Source organism: Micromonospora sp. WMMD1082, assembly GCF_029626175.1.
Classification (GTDB): Bacteria; Actinomycetota; Actinomycetes; order Mycobacteriales; family Micromonosporaceae; genus Micromonospora.
The window spans coordinates 1,285,014-1,303,511 of record NZ_JARUBM010000002.1 but is presented as its reverse complement, the minus strand read 5'-3'; the positions used below and the strand labels follow the sequence as shown (position 1 = coordinate 1,303,511).

Sequence of the window (18,498 nt, the reverse complement as noted above, 5' to 3'; positions counted from 1 at the left end):
CTCCTCCTTGATCAGGAGTTACACCGTTCGTCTTACAGTCCCTCGTGAACCGTTTCTGGGAGCAGCGGGCGATCATGAGTCGGCACGAGGGCGAGCTGCGGCCGGAATTGCTGTCTCGGGCGGAGTCGTACGCCCGTCGCGCGGTCACCCTGGTCAGGGACTCGTACAGTCTCACCACGCTCGGCGTCGTGCTGCTAGCCAAGGCGGCGCGTAGCGACGAGACCCTGCTGTCGGCGTACTACGACGACGCGATGGATCAGTTCGAGGCGGCGCACGAACTGGAGACGAGCGACCTGGTTACGTGGATGGCCTATCTTCGGCACACGCTGTCGGTCCTTGAGCGGCTGATGGTCATCGAGACGACGGGCGACCTGCAGGAGCGGATCGTCGACCACTGGCCGCGGATCTACGGCCAAGTCTCCGTCGCCACATCCAGCGACGTCACTCAAAGTGATCTACGGGCGCTGCGTCGCAAGTTCGACGCCATCGAGACAGGCGCGATCCCCAGAGATTGAATCGGTAGGCCCGGCCGGCGGCAGCCCAGGGTCAGCCGAAGGAGGCAGCGTTTGTGTACGGCGTCAGTCGTTGTCCGGCGCTGGGGTTCCGGCCGCTTGCCGGATCAGGTCGAGTAGCAGGCGCTGGTGCGCGGCGATGTGGGCCGAGTTGACGCTCATCCGGTACCGGCCCCACCGCGTCGCGTACGACAACACGTCGAGGCCGGAAGCATCCAACAGGGCGCTGGTCTCGTCGCTGCGTGGCAGCCGGATCTCCAACACCGCGTGACTGCGCCGCGGTCGCACTTGCACGAAGTTGTCGGCGATGCCATCGCGGGCCAGACCGATGTAGTGCTTGTTGTACTTCAGCTGCATACCGGGCGTGATGGTGTTGACCAGCGCCAGCACCTCGTCTGCGATCGATACCGACGCCGACGAGCTGCGTTGCACCCAGTACGACCGGTCGGTCGCCTGCCCTGGCTCGTCTTCTTCATCCGTGCCCAACCGGGTGACGTCCAGTACGGTCGTGGCACTCAACGTCAGCGTCCCGCCCACGTTGAGGGCACGCATTTGAATGGCAACAAGCGGGATGGCCCGGTTGAACAGGCTGATCACGTTCAGGAACCGGCTGGTGATGTCCTCGGCGACCAGCACCGCGACGTGCTCGTACTGCGGGTACCGGGACCGCTCGATGTCCCAGTACTCGATGGTGCGGATGATGTGCGCCTCGTCGGTGGGACCGAGCTGGATCTCCACCTCGTATCGGGTGGGCTCGTCCGGGTCCACGAGGAGCAGGTCCAGCCGGCCTGCCCGCGGTTGCCGCCGCTCCGCCTGCATCAACACCAGGTCGCCCAACCCGAGCAGGCTCGGGTCCTCGGCGATCAAACCTTGTAGCCACTTCTCCGAGAACTGCTGGTTACCCCGCAGGCTGACCGGCTTTGCCTTGCGAAACTCCACCTACGGCACCCCTCTCCTCGCCAAGACGAAACGGCACCGCCGAGTATGCACCCACTCGCGCCCGTCCTTGCATCGACGACGGCGCTTCGTAGCGGGCTACCACCCATCCAGCCACCAGCCCTCCGGCGGAGCGGGGCACGGCATCAGGATGTGACCGTTGATCTTTGCCTGGCCGGCCGCGACAAGCATCTGCCGCGCTGAACCCGAACGGCCGTGACGCAACCGATCCGCCCTGGCGCGATGGCCCCCCGTTTACCCCCCGAAAATCCCTTCCCGACGTTGACCATCAGTGACAGACGCCGATCATCAGCTGCTGGCGTTTGCACAGCTCAATGCCCAGTTCTGGGGACTGATGACAAGTTCGGGGTTGTCACTGTCGGTAAGAGGGGGTCAGGGGTTCAAATCCCCTCAGCTCCACCCAGTTCAAAGGCCGTTTCCCTGGAGGGAGACGGCCTTTTTCGATCTTGCATAGCAGCCGTCGATCGGAGGGGTGTTGGGGCTGGGCGCGAGCTAATCCGGGCAGCGGTGTGGAGTGCATCGTGAGGTAGATCAACCCCTGCTCTTCGTGAACCGTGCGGCCCAGTTCGTAGGGCTCGGAGGACAAGCACCGACGGCACAGGCTGATGTACCGCACGTTCGGAGGCTATCCGGGCCTCCTTTGCAGAAGCGGATGCCCCATTGCGTCAACAGCAACGCCGACAGCAACCGGACCAGGCGGGCAGCAGCGCTATGTCGCGGGCGTGGTGTAGCGATCGAGCGTCGCCTTCGAGGTCGATGCGTCCCGGAAGACAAGCTCCCACGGGCCGGTGTTCACGTCCATGTCCTTGCCGAAGCCGATCCACTTTCCGGCCATCCGTCGGCCGGTGGGCTCGGCGATGAGTTGGATCGCCCCGTGATATCTGGCGCCCCGGTAGTAGCCGGTGGGGTCGGTCTGCTCGACCCAGGTGCCGGTGACGACGGCACCGTCCACGGTCAGGTCCAGCGAGAGCGACGACGACGCCGATCCGGGCAGGCTACGCGCAGTTAGTCGGTCCCCGTGCTGAAGCATCACGACGAAGTGTTGTCCGGCGAAGGAGTCTCCCCGGCCGCTCGAGTGGTACTGGTAGCGGCTGAGCCACACGCCTTCGTACGACCGGTGGGCCGTGCTGGGCTTGGTCGCCGGCGCCGGCGTGGCCAGGCTGGAGACGGGAGACGTCAGGTCATGGCCCCCACGTTCGTCATCGGCGACGTGGCCGCCGGGCACCGCAGCGAAGCCCAGTAGCGAGATGGGTAGCCCGGTGACGACTTCCAGCGCGCGAGCGTAGACAGGGCGCGGCGCAGCGATCGCGCCGGACTCCCATCGCTGGACGAGTCTCTTGTTGGCGTCGTTGGGCTCGCCGACGCGGTGGCCGGCGGCCTGGAGCGCGCGAGCGAAGTCGTCCTGGCTCATGCGCATTCCGGTGCGGACGGCGCGTAGGGCGGTGTTGGGGGCGGTCATGACCGCCACCATAGCGCCATGTCGCCTTAATGTCGCCGCCTATGTGGCCTAATTGTCGGTTCTTGTGCCGTCGCGGCAGGTGACATCCCGACGTCACTGTGGACCTGCGACGGTCGGCGCGCCGCCGCGTACTACTGGCGGAGGTGGGGATGCCCGGTAAGGGTGACGAGCCGGCGGTTAGCCGGGGCGAGCAAATCCAGGCGGCCGAGCGAGATGCGGCCAAGCGGCGGCTTCTCGCCGAGGCGGAGGCCGACCGGATCCCCGTGGAGGAGAACAGCCGGGCCACACCGGATCGGCGGTGGCGTGGTGGGCAGCGTTGAGCTGATGCCAGTCGGACGGCGGGTAGCGTACTGGCGGGGCCGACGGAAGCTGTCGCAGCAGGTGTTCGCCGACAGGCTCGGCAAGTCGAAGAGCTGGGTCGACAAGGTCGAGCGCGGCGTTCGGTCGTTGGACAAGCTGTCCACGCTCCAGGAGATCGCCCGCGTACTCCGCATCGATACCGCCGCTCTGGTCGGTCGGGACGTCGAGGCGACCCAGGCCACGAAACGCGGCGACGGCGTCGACCGGATCAGGGCGGCGCTGTCCCGGTACGACATCCCGTTGGGCAAGCCAGTGGTTCGCCAGGTGTTGCCGGTGGACCGGATGCTGCGGGATGTGGGGTATGCGTGGACGACGTTCCAGTACGCCCGCTACCCGCAGCTGGTCGACCTGGCACCGGACCTGCTCACCAACGCGCAGCGCACCCATGCTATCGATCCGGGCTCGGGCCGGGTGCCGCTCGTGGAGGCGTACCGGATCATCGCCGCTCTGCTGGTCAAACTCGGAGACGCCGAGCTGGCGTGGTTAGCCGTTGACCGGGCAATGCTCGCCGCCACCGGCGACCGGAACCTGGTGGCCGCCGCAGCCGTGCAACTCGGGCAGGTGCTGCGCGCGCTCGGACGGGCGCGGGAAGCGAAGTCGGTGATGCTCAGCGCCGCGTATCGGATCGCCCCGCCCGTGATCGAGCACGGCACGCCGGCGCAGTTGTCCCTGTGCGGAACCCTGCTCATCCAGGCCGCCCTGGCGGCGGCACAGGACGGGAACGAGGCCACCGCCAGCGAGCTGATCGACGAGGCAGCGGGCATGGCGGAGCGGGTCGGCGACGGGTACGACCATCACCGCACCGGTTTCGGGCCCACCGCCGTCGACCTGGCCCGCACCGCCATAGCCGCCGAAGCCGGCGACGCTCGTGATGCGATCGTCTGGCACGAGAAGGCCACCAAACGGCTCGGTTGGCGTGGGCTGCCCGCCGAACACCGCGCTGCGCACCTGCTCGACGTCGCACGCGCCTACCTGCACGCTGGCGATGCGGGCAACGCCGCCCGCGTACTGACCGAGGCCGAGCGCACCGCACCGGCCGAGATCATGTACCGGCCCGTTGCCCGGGATGTCCTTGCCGAGGTTGCCCGCGACCCGCGCGCCACCACAGCTCCACCACGGAGCAGCAGGTCAAGGGGCGGGTTCTCGGATGATCGGGAACGCGTCCTTGATCATTTGTCTGCCTGAGCGTCCGCCGGTCAAAGCGCCAGACCGGTGCAGGGCCGTGCTCAGGTCGGGCCGGTGGCGGTGCCGCAGAGGTCGCGCCGGGCCTGCGCCCGTACGCCGATCGTCGACATCGCCTCGGTGTAGCGCCGGTACGCCTCGCCCGCCTCGCCGTGGCGGCCCGCCGCCACCAGGGTCCGGATGAACTCGCCGTGCACACCCTCGTCGTAGGGCTCCAGATCGAGTGCCCGGCCGAGGTGGCGAACGGCCTCGTCGACCTCGTGCGCACCGCGGGCCAGCGCCGCCAGCGTGCGCACCACCCGCAGATAGACCCGCCGTACGTCGTCGCGGGTCGACCGCGACCAGTCGTCGTACGGTTCGTCCTCCAGGAAGTCGCCCCGGTAACGCCGTTCGGCGAGAAGAAGCGTGGCCCGCGCACCGTCGGTGTCACCCTGCTCGGCGAGCCGGAGGCCGTGGGTGGACTCGGTGAGGAAGTCCTCGACGTCGAGTTCGACGTGGCTGACGTCGAGCGCCAGACTGGCGTGCGCGGCGACGACGAAGTGGTCGGTCGAGGCACGGCGCCCGGGGTCGAGAACCGTACGCAGGGTGGACAGGGCCACGGACAGCCGGTGGCTGACCCGGCCGGGATCCTGACCCGGCCAGAGCAACTCACCGAGCTGTTCCCGGGGCGTCGCGCGACCGCGCCGGCTCGCGAGGATCCGCAGCAGATCTCGGGCCTTGCGCGACTGCCAGGCCACCGTCGGGACCTGCGCACCGTCCACGAAGAGCGCGAACCGGCCGAGCGTGTGGATCCTGACCCGGGCCACGTCGTCCGACCGGCTGACGGTCGGCGCCGGCACCTCGACCAGGACCAACCGCTCGGCAGCCAGTTGGGCGGCGAGACGCTCCGCGGGGTCCGCCCCCGACATCCGCCCCAGCAACACCGTCAGCCGGTCCGCCGCCACCGGCGACCGGATGTCGCGCAGGATCGCCACCGCCTCCCGCCACGCGCGGCGGGTGTCGTCGGTGCCGGTGGCCGCAGCCCCGCGAAGCTCCAACGCCTCCGCCAACGCGGCGCGGTCGCGGTGCCGCCGGGCCGCCTCGGACGCCATCGCCGCGACCTCGGCCGCCCGCAGCCGGTCCCCGGTCTCCAGGACCACCCAGCCGAGCGCGAGCCGGGCGGTCGCCGAGTCCGGGCCGCGTTCCCGCTCGACCGCGCGCTGGGCCAGGGCCGTTGCCGTGGCGGCGTCCTCGCCGGCCAGCACCCGGGCCAGGCCCGCGAGCGCCGGTACCTGGGCCTGCAGGTCGGCGGCCGTCTCGCTGGCCCGCAGCGCCTCCTCGTACGCCGCCCGAGCCAGCGTGGTGCGACCGCGCAGCGCATGGATCTCACCGACGCCCACCAGGGCGTACGCGACGTTCTGGGACCCCATCCGTTGCAGGATCGGTATCGCCCGCTCGTAGCACGCCGTCGCCTCGTCCAGCCGACCCAGGCGGAAGAACGCGGCGCCCTCGTTGCACAGCGCCAGGGCGAGCATCGCGACGTACCCGTTGGCGTACGCCAGTTCCACCGCGGGCCGCAACTCGGCCAGCGCTTCGAGGTAGCGACTCTCGCCGACCAGGGCGGACGCCCGGTTGGTGCGGATGCGGGTCACCTGAACGGTGTCCCGCGCGGCCTCGGCGGCCCGCAGTGCCTTGTCGTGGTGCTCGTCGGTGGCCGGCCGATCACCGCGCAGTTTGGCCTCCAGAGCCAGCGCGGCGTGCGCTGCGGCCAGCGCGTCGTCTCCGCCCACCGCCATCGCCGCCGCCAGCGCCCGTCGGGCACTGTCCCGGCACGCGGTGGCGTCGCCGGTCATCCAGTACGCCGCCGCGCTCCACGACAGGAGCCGCACGTTGTCGATGGACGGATGGGCATCGAGTCGCCTCCGCCGGAAGATGTCGGCGGCGCACCGGGGCTTGCCGCGCAGGTAGTGCACCAGGCCGTACCGCCAGGCGAGACCGGCGGTGAGGCACTCCCGCCGACCGGCCAGCGTCGCGTACTCGGCGATCGAGGCATCGAAGTCGCCGCGGACCTGTAGCGCCTCGCCGTAGAGCAGCCGCAGGTCGGCGGAGCGGGCCTGCTCGGGCAGGGACCGGAACGCCGTGACGATCTCCTCTGCCCCGCCCGAGACGAGCATGCCGGCACCGTGGTCGGCGAGCAGTTGTGCCGTGGCTCTGGCGGCACCGAGCCGTGCGTACGACCGCAGGGCTGGCACCGGGCACCCGTGCTCGACATACCACGGTGCCACCCGCGCGTGCAGGCGGGTCAGCTCCGCGGCGGACAACGGGAGGCAGCGACGGGCGACCTCGGCGACGACCGGCACCACGCGGTATTCCTGCCCGTCCGCCGTCAGGGGGCGGAGCAGGCCGGCGCGGGCCCACTGGGCGAGCAGCCGTTCGCCTCGTCGGTGCCCGAGGATCTGGCACAGGTCGGCGTGGACCGGATCGAGATGCGCGGCGTCCCGCAACAGCCGGCACACCTGCGCCGGCAACTCGGCGAACACCTCCCGCAGCAGGTACGACTCCAACGGCGTGCCCGGACCGGCCCACTCCTGCCCGTCCGCGTTACCGGCACCGGCTGCCCGGGCGGCCAGGGCGACCAGCGCCGGCCAGCCGGCGGTGTGGGCGTGGATCCGGGTCGCGAGCGTCGGGTCGGCCAGCCCGTGGTCGGCGAGGACCGTCATCACCTGTTCGGGCGAGAACGCCAGCTCCGCCGCGGCGTGCTCGACCAGTAGCCCTGCCTGCCGTCGCGGGGCCGGTGCCGGCGGATACCGGGTCAGCACCACCACCCTGAGCCGTCGGGGGAGCAGTTCCACCGTCGCCAGCAGCGTCTGCGACTGGGGGTGGGACAGCCGTGGCACGTCGTCCAGGACGATCCAGCCCGGTCCGTCGGCGGGCAGCTCCGCGACCCAACGGGCACCGAGCGCGGCGAGCCGTTCCGGGTGATCGGTCGTCAGGTCGACGGCCTCGGCGCCGGCACACCAGCGGGCCACGCGGTCGCGCAGCCAACCGCGTACGGTGAGCGTCTTGCCGTAACCGGCGGCGGCGACGACGAAGGTGCACCGCCGGTTCAGCACCCGATCCTCCGCCACGGCCATCCGATGCCTTCCGGGTCGAAGCTGGTCCACCTCCATTGGGCCCCCTGCCGGGGGCGGGGCGTACGTCAGCGTCGCCGTTGCGACAGCACGGGCCGGCGGAATTGACGCCACCTTGACAACGCCTTGAGCTGCGCCGCCGACGATGGCCAGGTCTGCGGGCTGAGCACCGCGGTCATCGATCACCACGAGGAGGTGTCATGAGAAGACTGCTACCGGGACGCGCGCTGCTCGCCGTACTGGTCGTCCTGCCGACGACGCTGGTCACGGCGTCGGCAGGCGCGGCGAGTGCCGCCGACGAGCCGAAGCCGAGGGTCCAGAGCGACGAGCCGGTCGACCGCGAGATCGAGCTGGCGCGGCTGAGCTATCAGAACGGGGTGCGGGTGGTGTTCGCCCGGGACGAGGAGTCCGGTGACTGGGGCCTGCGGGAGGACGGCCAGGTCGAGCGCAACGCGCCGCTGGTCGACGACCGGCTCGGCATGCTGGCCGCGTACCTGAGCATCACGCCGAAGTCCGTGCCGGTCCCGCGTGAGTTGCTCGCGGAGCCCGCGCCGGGCACGCCGACCCCGCCCGAGCTGGCCGGCCGGACCATCGTGCCGGCCCCGGTCGTCGCCGACGACCTTGCCGTGCCACGGGGTGGTCCGGCCACGGCGGCCATCACGACCTGCTGGGACCTGTACTGGAACTCCTACCACTGGTTGGAACTGCCCGGGTATCCCCAACCGAGTTCGGTGTACCACCCGGAACGGGCCTACTACTCGTCCAGCTTCGGCGGGATGGCCATGTACTCGCACAGTTACCTGGCCAACTGCGGCGGCGACGCCGCCCGGCACCGCATCTACTACCGGCAGGCCGGCAACTACAAGAAGCACCATGACTACCAGGTGCCGTCCTGGCACTGGCAGAGCGTGAAGAAGGGCTCGGTGCACCGCTACCGCAAGGTGCTCTACGACGGCGCCTGGGGCGACACCCGCAACGGCCGGTACACGGGCTGACCGCCCGCGCACGGTCACGTTGGGCTCCCGGCGCGCGAGCTTGTGCCGGGTTCGGCGCGGCGGCCATGCCGCGTCGGACCCGCCCACCACTGCCGACGGTGCCGTCCGGTGCCCGCTTTCCGCTGGCGACCGCGGCAACGCCTGTCGATGGCCGACCACGTCAGGTGGGCAGAGCGCACGAATGAAGAACTTCGGATCCTGCGGGGCGTGTTCAATCGTCGTTGGTGCCGCAGCCTGTCCGTGAGCGGCCACGTCTGCCCGGCGGCACCGGACGACTGGAGGTCTGAGGCCATGGCGCATATCGATCTGGGTATCGACGAGAAGCAGTTCCCCGGCATCTCCGGGCCGATGCGGTACCGTCCGGAGACCGCCAAACCCCTCAACGAACTGGCCGAGGTGCTGCTGCGCGGTCCGCACTCGCTCCCGGCCGGTGAGCGTGAGCTGATCGCGGCGTACGTTTCCGGGCTGAACGAGTGCAGGTTCTGCTGCGCGTCGCATTCGGCCTTCGCCGCGGCGCAGCTCGACGAGGGCATGCCCCTGGTCGACCAGGTACGCGCCGACCCCGACGCCGCGCCGATCTCCGCCAAACTGCGGGCGCTGCTGCGTATCGCCGCTGCGGTGCAGGCCGGCGGTCGTAGCGTCACCGCCGAGATGGTCGACGCCGCCCGCGCGACCGGCGCCAGCGACCTGGAGATCCACGACACCGTCCTGATCGCCGCCGCCTTCTGCATGTACAACCGGTACGTTGACGGGCTCGGCACCTTCGCCCCCGAGGGGCAGGACGCCTACGTCGAGTCGGCCCGCCGGATCGTCGAGTTCGGCTACGGTGCCGCGTCATCGCCCAGCTGAGCAGCGCGCCGATCGCCTGAGCACGCGTGAGGATGACCGGATTTCAGCCCCCTGACATGGTCGATGGGCCACACCCGCTCAGGCCCTTCGCCTCGTCACGCTGGGGGATCAATGGACCCATGCGCCCTGCTCCACGCGGTGCGACAACTCCGGACGGAGATGGTGGATCGGCTCGCCGTTCTCGTGGCGTCCGAGTCGGCGCCGGGCTCGCTGCCTCATCTGGAGTCCTGCGCCGATCTGCTCGCCGGGTGGGGAGAGGAGGCGATGGGCCGACCCGCCCAGCGTGTCGTGATCGACGGGCTGCCGCACCTGCTGTGGCCGGCGGCCCGTCAGCGGGTGCTGCTCCTGGGCCACTTCGACACCGTCTTCCCGGTCGGCACCACCCGATCCCGCCCCTTCCAGGTGCGCAACGGCATCGCGACGGGGCCTGGTGTGTGCGACATGAAGGGCGGCATCGTGCAGATGCTCACGGCGCTGCGTCTGATCGAGGACACCTCGGCGGTCGGCCTGCTGCTCACCTGCGACGAGGAGACCGGGTCCGGCACGTCCCGACCGTTGATCGAGCGCGAGGCACGGCGCTCCGGCGCGGTTCTCGTCGGCGAGGCGGCCACCCCGGACGGCAGTGTGAAGGTGGCCAGGAAGGGTGGCTCGGTGTACCGCCTCACCGTGCGCGGCCGGGCCGCCCACGCGGGCACCGAACCGCACCGCGGGGTCAACGCCACGGTCGAGGTCGCCCACCAGGTCCTCACGCTACGGGCGCTCGATTCGGCGGCGCGTACCGGCACCTCCGTCACACCGACCCTGCTCTCCGCCGGCACCACGACCAACACGGTGCCCGAGCGGGCCAGCGTGGCCGTGGACGTCCGGGCCTGGACCGGTGCCGAACTCGACCGCGTCGACCGGGCCATCCGTGGTCTGGTGCCGGTCCTTCCCGACGCGACGCTGGCCGTGGAGGGTGGTGTCAACCGCTACCCGATGTCCCCGACACTCGCCCAGCCCCTGCTGGAAGTCGCCCAGCGGGTCGCGGAGCAGCTCGGCATCCCGACCCTGGCCGGCGCACACGCGGCCGGCGCGTCCGACGGCAACTTCACCGCCGCCCTGGGCGTGCCGACCCTGGATGGCCTGGGCGCGGTCGGCGGCGGCGCGCACACCCCCGAGGAGTACGTCGAACTCGACCGCATGCCGGAGCGGACCGCACTGCTGGCCGGGATCGTCAGCCAGCTGTCCATCATGGAGCGTGTCGGGTCTCCGGCGGCAAGCTCGGCCCCGTAGGGTTTCACACTGTCGGCGACCGGCCGGCGGCGAGGGGCCGAGGCGGGTGACTGTGGGACAGGTGCCGGAATCATCAATCCCCCTGCTCGGGGTCGAGGAGGAGTTCCTCGTCGTTGACGCCGGCCGTGGCGAGGTCGTCCCCGAGGCAGCCACCGTGGTCGAGCGGGCGCGGCGGGCACTGGGCGCCCGGGTGGGCGGTGAGATCACCAAGTTGCAGGTCGAGACCCGTACCGAGCCCTGCCTCCGCCTGGCGGACCTGTCCACACAGCTGACCGAGGGGCGTGCCGCGATACAGGCCGCCGCGTTGTCGGCGGGCCTGCGGGTGATCGCGAGCGGCTCGCCAGTCCTCGGCCGGGCGGTGCCGCCGCCGATCACCGAAGGCCCGCGTCAGGACCGCGGCACCGCGACGTTCCGTGGGCTGCATGACGACATCGCCATCTGCGCCGTCCACGTCCACGTGGCGGAGCACGACCGGGACCGCGCCGTGCTGATCTGCAACCACCTGCGCCAGTACCTGCCGGTGCTGTTGGCGCTCACGGCGAACTCGCCGTACTGGTCGGAGCGGGACACCGGCTACGCGAGCTGGCGCACCATCACCTGGCAGCGCTGGCCGGTCGCCGGCCCGCCGCCGTTCCTGACCTCCGCGCGGGAGTACGACGCCCGCGTGGATGCGTTGCTCGACGCGGGCGCATTGGTCGATCGTGGCACCGTCTTCTGGGATCTCCGGCTGTCCGAGCACAAGCCGACGATCGAGGTGCGGGTTGCGGACGTGCCCGTCACCGCGGGGGAGTCGGCTGCCCTCGCAGCCCTGGTGCGCGCACTGGTGACTGTCGCCGGCGAGGCGGTCGACCGGGGCGACGCAGGACCGAAGCTCGCCTCGGAGGTCATGCGGCTCGCGTACTGGCGGGCGGCCCGCGACGGGATGGGCGGCCACGGTGTCGACACCGTCAGCGGCACGGTGCTACCCGCCGCGGTGCTCGCCGGGCGACTGGTCGAGGTCGCCCGACCGGTGCTGGCGGAGACGGGTGACCTCGGCCGGGTCGAGGGCTGGCTGGCCCGGCTGGCCGAGGAGGGCGACGGCGCGGCCCGGCAGCGGGCGGCCGCGGCCCGTCGCGGGTGCCTCGGTGACGTGGTCGACGAACTCGCCACCCGGACCGCGCCCGGGGTGCCCGTGGCCGAAGACGGCACGCTGGCGTAACGACGGCACGCCCGGCCTCCGTGATGCTGGTGACACGGACCCCGGCCGGGAGGCGACAGATGACCGACACGGTTCCACTACCGACGATTCCGATCCGGTACGACCGCAGGCCGCCGGCGGACATGGTGCGCGAGGCGGAGGGGTTCGCGGAACGGATGGCGCGGCGGCGTTCGGTGCGGGACTTCGCCGCCGATCCGCTGCCCGACGGGGTGATCGAGGCCGCGATCAGAGCCGCGTCGACCGCGCCCAGCGGTGCCAACGTGCAGCCGTGGCGGTTTGTCGTGTTGACCGACCCGGCCCGCAAGCGCCGCCTGCGCGAGGCGGCGGAGGCCGAGGAACGCACGTTCTACCACCGCCGCGCCTCAACGGAGTGGCTGGATGCCATCTCCGCACTCGGTACCGACTGGCACAAGCCGTTCCTGGAGACCGCACCAGCCGTCATCGTCGTCTTCGAGGTGCACCAGGGACCGCACAGCCCGAAGCCCTACTACGTCAAGGAGTCGGTCGGCATCGCGGTCGGCCTGCTGATCTCCGCGCTGCACCACGCCGGCCTGGTCACGCTGACGCACACACCGAGCCCGATGCGTTTCCTCAACGAGGTGTGCGAGCGCCCTCCGGAGGAGCGCCCGTACGTGGTGATGCCGGTGGGCTACCCGGCACCCGATGCCCGGGTCCCCGACCTGACCCGTAAGACGCTGGACGAGATCATGGTGCGTCGGTGAGGTCTTGGGCCAGGAAGTCGACCAGCGGCTCGACGTGCCGGTCCGGGCGGCGCCACTCGGCGAGCAGGTCTTCCAGCAGATGCAGCTCGGCACGCAGGTGCGGTCCGTGGTATCGGCGGATGACCGGATGGATGAAGGCGCTCTCCCTGGCCCGATCGGGGGTCGGGTGACGCTCGATGGCGAAGACGTCGCCGTAGTCGTCGCGACCCCACCGCAGCGCGAGCGTGTACCAGTGCGGGGCGTCCGCGAAGCGCTCGACCGCGTAGTCTTCCGGCAGGTCCTCGTAGTGGTGGAAGTCGCCGGTGGCGTCGTCGCGGACGAAGACGTCGCAGAGGTACTCGAACTGGGTCCACAGCGCCGAGCTCCAGTTGACCCGGTCGAGCATCAACTTGGCCAGGGACGCGGCGTCGGCCGGCGTCGTCGTGGACGGCAGCGGCACGTCGTCGTACCGCTCCCGCAGGATCCGGGTGAACGTGCGCAGGTTGTAGCGGAAGCCGTCGATGAACGGCGACGATGCGTGCTTGACGTCGCGGTCCTGGGCGATCGTGCCGGCGAAGTACAGGTCGTCGACGTTGGCCGACTGCCAGTCGGGACGCAGCCCGGGCATCCGGCCGTCGCGCACCATGTCGGGTCGACACGTCTCGTCGAACAGGGACGTGTCCATCCGGAAGCCGGTACACCGCAGCACCGCGTGGTAGTCGAGTAGGGCCGTCTCCCCGTCCGCATGGGTATAGGTGATCGACACCTGGAACCGTCCGTCGACGGGGCGGATCTCGTCGATGGTGCAGTCGAGCACCGAGTGCAGCGTCTTGAACTGGTAGCTGTCCAGGATCGCGCCGTACTGGCCGCGGACGTCGCCGGGGTGCTTGGTGTTCCACGCCAGCCGAAGCGGTTGCCGGCTGGCAAGGTGCACCATCGACGCCTTCCCGAGGATCGCCGACGCGGTCTCGAACGCCGAGTTGCCCTTGCCGATGATGAGCACCCGCTTGCCGGCGTACGCCTGCGGGTCCAGATCGATCTCCTCGTAGCCGGTGGCGTGTTCGATGCCCTTGATCGCCGGAACGAAGGGCCGACCCCAGCCGGTGGCGACGACGAGACAGCGGGCGCGCAGCGTACCCCGGTCGGTGGTGATCGTGAAGCCGTCGCCGGCTCGGGCGATCCGGTCGACCGTCGTGCCGTACCGGACGTTGAGCTGGTGCACCCGCTGGAACTCGGCGAGGTATCGCACCAGGTCATCCGCTGCGGGAAGGTACTCGTCGCTGAACTTCGGGAACAGCAGGTCCGGGGAGTCGTTGAGCAGGGAGTTCCAGTCCCACCGCAGGCGGATCTCGGGATCGGTGCTGTCGGTGTGCACCTTGTTCAGCGAGATGAGCCGGCGGTGCCGCGGGAAACGCCGGAAGAACGAGCCCGGCCCATCGCCGCGTTCGAGGGTCACGTAGTCGGCGCCCTGCTGCTGGAGGTAGTAACTCAGCTGAAGCCCGGCAGGGCCGGCTCCGACGATGACGTAGGTGTGCTCGCTGTCGACCATCGTGGCCCTTCCACACGGAGACGGATCTACCGACCATGCAGGGGAGCGCTGAGGGGTGTCAATGCGTGGCGGGCCATCATCTCGACGCGTCGACGGCGCGCGGCCCGTCGCGGCGGGGGACGCCCGCCGCGACGGCGCCGACGGCGACCAGGCCGTGATTCGGAGGTGTACGTCGGCCGCCCGTCGCGGGTGCAGGAGGACGGCCGCCCACCATTGTGTGACTGGCCACCGATTTCTCTACACCCTGCCAGCCGCCGGTCGGGCATGCATCTTCATTATTGCCGTGCCGGCGGCCAGGTCGCGCAATTCGCAAGTTGATGCACGGCGCAGCCGTGACCGATTGTCAGCGTGGAATAGTTTCCTGGTGTCCGTTCCGGCCTGCACGGAGGTGCCCACGTGCAATTGCGGGTCGATCTCGACCGTCCCGCACCGCAGGGCCGGCCGGCGAGCGCGCCGGTGGGGCAGTTTTTCCTGGCCAGCGGCGTGTTGGACCGCTGTCCGGAGCCCGACCTTGGGCCCGCGCAACCGCCGTCCTGGATGTACGGAAAGCGAGAAGTGCGGGTATCCATTGTTTACTTCGATATTGCGGAGCGCGGTCGACGTGTTGCCCGCGCATCTTCTGCCCGGCTATTCTTGGCACCGTGAGCAATTTGTAAAAGTAAATTGCTTGCAGCAAACTGCGTAACGCTTCGGGCGGTTTGGGTGGATTACCGCTGGTGGGAATCGGAGGTGTCATTTGTCATGGCAGACGCTGCCGAACGGGCCGTGCTACGCACCATCGAGGTCATGCGGGATCGCTTGGGGGAGCCGCTGACCGTGGACGACCTGGCCAAGGCCGCCATGTTCAGCAAGTTCCACTTCACCCGCCTCTTCCAGCGCGTAACCGGCATCTCGCCCGGACGCTTCCTGTCGGCTCTGCGCCTGCAGCAGGCGAAGCATCTGCTCGTCTCCACCGGCATGAACGTGGCCGACATCAGCGTGGAGGTCGGCTACAACAGTGTCGGCACGTTCAGCAGCCGCTTCAGCCGCAGCGTGGGGATGTCCCCGACGGCGTACCGGCGTCGCGCCGGCTTCGCGCCGGCGATCCACGTCGACGCCGGGGCCCGTGCCGGGTCTCCGTCCAACGCGCGGCTCACCTTCGGTCTGCACACCGTTGGGCCGGACGGCGACGCGCCCATCTTCGCGGGCCTCTTCCCCGGGCCGATCCCCGAGGGGCCACCGGTGCGCTGCGCCGTGCTGGATCGTCCCGGGCGGGTCAGCTTCAGCTCGGTACCGCTCGGCACGTGGTATCTGCTCGCCCAGTCGGTCGGCCGGCACGCGGCGCACCCGGTCGCGGACTGCGCCTGCCCCGACCGCCCGGTGTCGGTGGCGAGTCACGGGCCGGTGCTGGTCCGGTCGAACTCGGTCATCTCCGCCGACCTGGTGCTGCGTCCGATGGGCGCGCTGGATCCGCCGGTGCTGCTGGCTCTACTCGACGTGCGAACGTACGCCCGGGCCACGCAGCAGGCGGAGCAGGCAGGGCGCTCGCCGTACCTGGGTGAGGGTGCCGCGGCCTGATGCGGCCGGGGTTTGTCAGCGAACCGAAGGGAGTGGTCGATGGCGATCACGGTTGATCCGGGCGAGGACCGAATGGTCTTCGCCCGGCAGGTGAAGGCCGCATCGGACGCGGAGTTGACGGAGATGCTCACCGGCCACCGACGGACCGCCGTTCTCGATGGACTCGTGCGCGGGATGCCGGACGTGTTTCGGGCCGACCGGGCCGGAACCCTGGACGCGGTGGTGCACTGGCGGGTCACCGGTCGTGCGGACGGCGCGGACGACGTGTTCGAGCTGCGGATCGCCGACGGCCGGTGCGTCGTGTCCGGGCGGCCGGAGCGCAAGCCCCGGCTCGTCCTCCGCATCGACGGGGTCGACTTCGTGAAGATGACGACCGGCAACGCGGACGCGCGGATGCTGTTTCTGCGCGGCCGCCTGCGGGCGCGCGGGAATCTCGCGCTCGTGAACAAGTTTCCTGGTCTGTTCGAGGTGCCCAAGCCCTGAACGGTTCTCGGCCGGGGCCCGACGCGTCGGGCCCCGGCCGAGTTGTTCCTAGGCCGCGACGTCGACCCGGGAGCCCCGGGCGCTGGTGACGGCCCCTGGCGGATCCGCCACGTAACGGGTCCGTACCCCGCGCCGAGCAGCCGCCTCCACGATTCCCGGCACCGCGCGCTCGGCGAGCGCCGCGATCGTGAAGGCCGGATTGACGGTCAACGCCCCGGGCACGGCCGAGCCATCCGTCACGAAGATGCCGGGATGGTCGCGCAGCTCGTGCGTGTCGTCCAGGGCGGAGGTGTCCGGATCATCGCCGATGCGGCAGGAGGAGAGCGGATGCACGGTGTAGGCGCCGATGACGTCGTTGCTCCACGGCATCACCTCGGCGAGCCCGTCCCGTTCGAGGATGTCACGCACGTCCGCATCGGCCCGTTCCCAGCCGGCCAGCGTGTTGGCCGTGGGCCGGTAGCGCAGGGGGCCCTTGCTCAGCATCTGCTGGGAGATCCGGTCGGCGTTACCGATCGTGGGCGGCGGGCCGAAGACGCCCTCGTTGTCGTCCTCGGACATGATGAAGACGGTCAGCCAGGACTGCCACCGGCGGAGCAGCTCCTTCTTCTCGGTGCCGAACCAGCTCGGCCCGGTCGCGTCGCGTACCTGGGCGAGAATGGTGCCGAAGCCGGGAGGAAAGTACAGCTGTTCCAGCGAGTGGCGGCTGAACTCGGGAAGAGATTCGTCCAGCTTGTCCCAGCTGGCGCAGACCGGTCCCTTGCCGATCTGGTACGCCTCGTAGGCGATGCCGTCGCCCCGGCTGAGGCCGAGCACCTCCCGGATCTTCTGCTCGTTCATCACCGCCGTGTTGAGCCGCTCGCCATTGCCGGAGAAGTACCGGCCCACCGCAGGGGGCATGGCGCCCAGGTCGTCCTCGGAACGCTGCAGGATGGCGGGCGTGGCCGCGGCCCCGGCCGCGACGACGACGATCCGGCAGTCGATGGCGCCGCTGCCCGTGACGACGCGATAGTCCACCTCGTCCACGGTGTTGTAGTGCACGCGGTAGCCCTCGGGGGTACGGGAGATGCGCTGGACCTCGTGCAGCGGCCGGATCTGCGCACCGTGCGCCACCGCGGCCGGCAGGTAGTTGAGCAACAGCGAGCGCTTGGCGTCGAACCGGCAGCCGGACATCATCCAGTTGCAGTTGGTGCACTTGGCGCGGTCGATGGCCGCCGGCACCGGGTTCGCGGTACGGCCGGCATGCGTGCACGCCGCGGCGAACAGGCCGCCGGAGTAGGTGACGTCGTTCCAATCCTGAGGAGTGATCGGCAGCGCCTCGGCGACCCTGTCGTACCACGGGTCCAGCGCGGTCCTGTCGATGGACTTGGGCCACATCCGGCGTCCCGCCCCGCCCATCCGGGAAAAGGCGTGTCGTGGTGCCCGGGGCATGGCCGCGAAGTAGACGACGCTGCCGCCACCGACACAGTTGCCACCAAGGATGTTCATCCCGTCGCCCATGGTGAACTCGAACGCCCGGGTGCTCGAACTGCCGAACTTGAAGTCGTGGTCGAAGTCCTTGCCGGTGAGCCAGGGCCCGCGCTCCAGCACGACGACCCGGGCGCCGCCTGCGGCGAGCCGGTAGGCCGGGATCGAGCCGCCGAAGCCGCTGCCGATCACCAGGACGTCCGTACTTTCGATGGTGGTCATGCGGGATCTCCCGAGGGCGTGGTCTGTGGGTGGACGGAGGCGAGGGGGCGCCGGTAGGAGTAGTCCGGGAAACGCCACAACCCGTCGGCGTCCGGCGGGGCGAAGCGCATGGTGGTCAGGCCGGGGTGCCCGGCCGCCATGGCCTCGGTGGTGTGCACCGACGCTCCGGTATCCCAGGCCATGGCGCTGAACATGGCCAGTGGCACCCACAGGTCCTGCTCGGGGTAGCCGGGCGCCATCAGCTCGGCGGCGAGTGCCGTCCGGTCGGCGAAGTCGAGCGCGACGAAGGCGGGCACCTCGGAGTCGAGCACGCGCCCGTGTCGGTCGGCGTACGCCTGGGCGTGGTCGTTGAGCCCGATCGCCAGGCTCTCCAGCATCCCGGCGAGGCCGCCTTCCACGGAGGTCATGAGGTCGACCGCTCCGCTGGCGACGGCTCCGCCGCCGCTGGCGGCGCCGGCGATGGCCCGGTCCTGTGGGTGTCGGCGTTCGCCCGGGATGATCGTGTCCGCGAAAGCCTCAAGTGTCATGATCTCGGAGACGTCAAGCTCCGTGACTTCGGGTGGCATGGGTACGCCCTCTCGTCAACGTTCCGGGCCGGAACCCCATCGTGGTGCGCCCGGTTGTCGCG

The 18,498-nt window shown here is 70.3% G+C and carries 16 protein-coding genes and 1 tRNA gene; 11 read left to right on the top strand and 6 right to left on the bottom strand.

Annotated features, from left to right (window positions below; translation table 11 throughout):
- Positions 1-44: 44 nt before the first annotated feature.
- The gene (locus tag O7615_RS06150; RefSeq protein WP_278176340.1) at positions 45-515 is read left to right on the top strand and encodes a hypothetical protein; all 471 of its coding nucleotides are present in this window, start codon (positions 45-47) and stop codon (positions 513-515) included.
- 63 nt (positions 516-578) lie between these two features.
- Here O7615_RS06150 and O7615_RS06145 read toward each other — a convergent pair whose 3' ends face one another.
- Positions 579-1,451 (bottom strand): hypothetical protein, encoded by an 873-nt coding sequence (locus O7615_RS06145; protein WP_278176339.1) that lies wholly within the window; start codon positions 1,449-1,451, stop codon positions 579-581.
- Positions 1,452-1,796: 345 nt separating this feature from the next.
- Here O7615_RS06145 and O7615_RS06140 point away from each other — a divergent pair.
- Positions 1,797-1,868, top strand: a tRNA-OTHER gene (locus O7615_RS06140).
- A gap of 310 nt (positions 1,869-2,178) precedes the next feature.
- Here O7615_RS06140 and O7615_RS06135 read toward each other — a convergent pair.
- The gene (locus O7615_RS06135; RefSeq protein ID WP_278176338.1) at positions 2,179-2,940 is read right to left on the bottom strand and encodes an XRE family transcriptional regulator; all 762 of its coding nucleotides are present in this window, start codon (positions 2,938-2,940) and stop codon (positions 2,179-2,181) included.
- 137 nt (positions 2,941-3,077) lie between these two features.
- Here O7615_RS06135 and O7615_RS06130 point away from each other — a divergent pair, with 137 nt between their 5' ends.
- Positions 3,078-3,248 (top strand): hypothetical protein, encoded by a 171-nt coding sequence (locus O7615_RS06130; RefSeq protein WP_278176337.1) that lies wholly within the window; start codon positions 3,078-3,080, stop codon positions 3,246-3,248.
- 4 nt (positions 3,249-3,252) lie between these two features.
- Positions 3,253-4,473 carry a helix-turn-helix domain-containing protein gene (locus O7615_RS06125; RefSeq protein WP_278176336.1) on the top strand — a complete coding sequence of 407 codons (1,221 nt, stop codon included), beginning with the start codon at positions 3,253-3,255 and terminating at the stop codon, positions 4,471-4,473.
- 41 nt (positions 4,474-4,514) lie between these two features.
- Here O7615_RS06125 and O7615_RS06120 read toward each other — a convergent pair whose 3' ends face one another.
- The gene (locus O7615_RS06120) at positions 4,515-7,583 is read right to left on the bottom strand and encodes a BTAD domain-containing putative transcriptional regulator (protein ID WP_278176335.1); all 3,069 of its coding nucleotides are present in this window, start codon (positions 7,581-7,583) and stop codon (positions 4,515-4,517) included.
- A 197-nt stretch (positions 7,584-7,780) separates the two neighbouring features.
- On the opposite strand from O7615_RS06120, the gene O7615_RS06115 reads away from it, so the two are divergent.
- From O7615_RS06115 to O7615_RS06095, 5 genes are all read left to right on the top strand, one after another.
- Positions 7,781-8,575 carry a hypothetical protein gene (locus tag O7615_RS06115; protein ID WP_278176334.1) on the top strand — a complete coding sequence of 265 codons (795 nt, stop codon included), beginning with the start codon at positions 7,781-7,783 and terminating at the stop codon, positions 8,573-8,575.
- 291 nt (positions 8,576-8,866) lie between these two features.
- The gene (locus O7615_RS06110) at positions 8,867-9,424 is read left to right on the top strand and encodes a carboxymuconolactone decarboxylase family protein (RefSeq protein WP_278176333.1); all 558 of its coding nucleotides are present in this window, start codon (positions 8,867-8,869) and stop codon (positions 9,422-9,424) included.
- A 138-nt stretch (positions 9,425-9,562) separates the two neighbouring features.
- On the top strand, positions 9,563-10,696 hold the full coding sequence (locus O7615_RS06105) for a M20 family metallopeptidase (protein WP_278176332.1): 1,134 nt from the start codon (positions 9,563-9,565) through the stop codon (positions 10,694-10,696).
- A 61-nt stretch (positions 10,697-10,757) separates the two neighbouring features.
- Positions 10,758-11,894 carry a glutamate--cysteine ligase gene (locus O7615_RS06100; RefSeq protein ID WP_278176331.1) on the top strand — a complete coding sequence of 379 codons (1,137 nt, stop codon included), beginning with the start codon at positions 10,758-10,760 and terminating at the stop codon, positions 11,892-11,894.
- Positions 11,895-12,016: 122 nt separating this feature from the next.
- Positions 12,017-12,616 (top strand): nitroreductase family protein, encoded by a 600-nt coding sequence (locus O7615_RS06095; RefSeq protein WP_278181991.1) that lies wholly within the window; start codon positions 12,017-12,019, stop codon positions 12,614-12,616.
- On the opposite strand, the gene O7615_RS06090 is transcribed toward O7615_RS06095, so the two are convergent.
- Positions 12,600-14,144, bottom strand: a complete 1,545-nt coding sequence (locus tag O7615_RS06090) for an NAD(P)-binding domain-containing protein (protein WP_278176330.1) — start codon at positions 14,142-14,144, stop codon at positions 12,600-12,602. The two genes, O7615_RS06095 and O7615_RS06090, sit on opposite strands and share 17 nt — an antisense overlap.
- Positions 14,145-14,885: 741 nt before the next feature.
- Between O7615_RS06090 and O7615_RS06085 the strand changes: the two genes are divergently transcribed.
- Together O7615_RS06085 and O7615_RS06080 are read left to right on the top strand one after the other, a co-directional pair.
- Positions 14,886-15,701 carry an AraC family transcriptional regulator gene (locus tag O7615_RS06085; RefSeq protein WP_278176328.1) on the top strand — a complete coding sequence of 272 codons (816 nt, stop codon included), beginning with the start codon at positions 14,886-14,888 and terminating at the stop codon, positions 15,699-15,701.
- 39 nt (positions 15,702-15,740) lie between these two features.
- On the top strand, positions 15,741-16,184 hold the full coding sequence (locus O7615_RS06080; RefSeq protein ID WP_278176327.1) for an SCP2 sterol-binding domain-containing protein: 444 nt from the start codon (positions 15,741-15,743) through the stop codon (positions 16,182-16,184).
- A gap of 48 nt (positions 16,185-16,232) precedes the next feature.
- On the opposite strand, the gene O7615_RS06075 is transcribed toward O7615_RS06080, so the two are convergent.
- Positions 16,233-17,870, bottom strand: coding sequence for a GMC family oxidoreductase (locus O7615_RS06075; protein WP_278176326.1), 1,638 nt, complete (start codon positions 17,868-17,870; stop codon positions 16,233-16,235).
- Positions 17,867-18,436, bottom strand: coding sequence for a DUF5987 family protein (locus O7615_RS06070; protein WP_278176325.1), 570 nt, complete (start codon positions 18,434-18,436; stop codon positions 17,867-17,869). Before O7615_RS06070 ends, O7615_RS06075 begins: the two co-directional genes overlap by 4 nt.
- Positions 18,437-18,498 lie beyond the last annotated feature (62 nt).

What these genes read in the sequence shown, in the direction of transcription:
- O7615_RS06135 (WP_278176338.1), bottom strand. Translation starts at nt 2,940, where the DNA reads ATGGTGGCGGTCATGACCGCCCCCAACACCGCCCTACGCGCCGTCCGC.
- O7615_RS06130 (WP_278176337.1), top strand. Translation starts at nt 3,078, where the DNA reads ATGCCCGGTAAGGGTGACGAGCCGGCGGTTAGCCGGGGCGAGCAAATC.
- O7615_RS06125 (WP_278176336.1), top strand. Translation starts at nt 3,253, where the DNA reads ATGCCAGTCGGACGGCGGGTAGCGTACTGGCGGGGCCGACGGAAGCTG.
- O7615_RS06120 (WP_278176335.1), bottom strand. Translation starts at nt 7,583, where the DNA reads ATGGCCGTGGCGGAGGATCGGGTGCTGAACCGGCGGTGCACCTTCGTC.
- O7615_RS06115 (WP_278176334.1), top strand. Translation starts at nt 7,781, where the DNA reads ATGAGAAGACTGCTACCGGGACGCGCGCTGCTCGCCGTACTGGTCGTC.
- O7615_RS06110 (WP_278176333.1), top strand. Translation starts at nt 8,867, where the DNA reads ATGGCGCATATCGATCTGGGTATCGACGAGAAGCAGTTCCCCGGCATC.
- O7615_RS06095 (WP_278181991.1), top strand. Translation starts at nt 12,017, where the DNA reads ATGGTGCGCGAGGCGGAGGGGTTCGCGGAACGGATGGCGCGGCGGCGT.
- O7615_RS06090 (WP_278176330.1), bottom strand. Translation starts at nt 14,144, where the DNA reads ATGGTCGACAGCGAGCACACCTACGTCATCGTCGGAGCCGGCCCTGCC.
- O7615_RS06085 (WP_278176328.1), top strand. Translation starts at nt 14,886, where the DNA reads ATGGCAGACGCTGCCGAACGGGCCGTGCTACGCACCATCGAGGTCATG.
- O7615_RS06080 (WP_278176327.1), top strand. Translation starts at nt 15,741, where the DNA reads ATGGCGATCACGGTTGATCCGGGCGAGGACCGAATGGTCTTCGCCCGG.
- O7615_RS06075 (WP_278176326.1), bottom strand. Translation starts at nt 17,870, where the DNA reads ATGACCACCATCGAAAGTACGGACGTCCTGGTGATCGGCAGCGGCTTC.
- O7615_RS06070 (WP_278176325.1), bottom strand. Translation starts at nt 18,436, where the DNA reads ATGCCACCCGAAGTCACGGAGCTTGACGTCTCCGAGATCATGACACTT.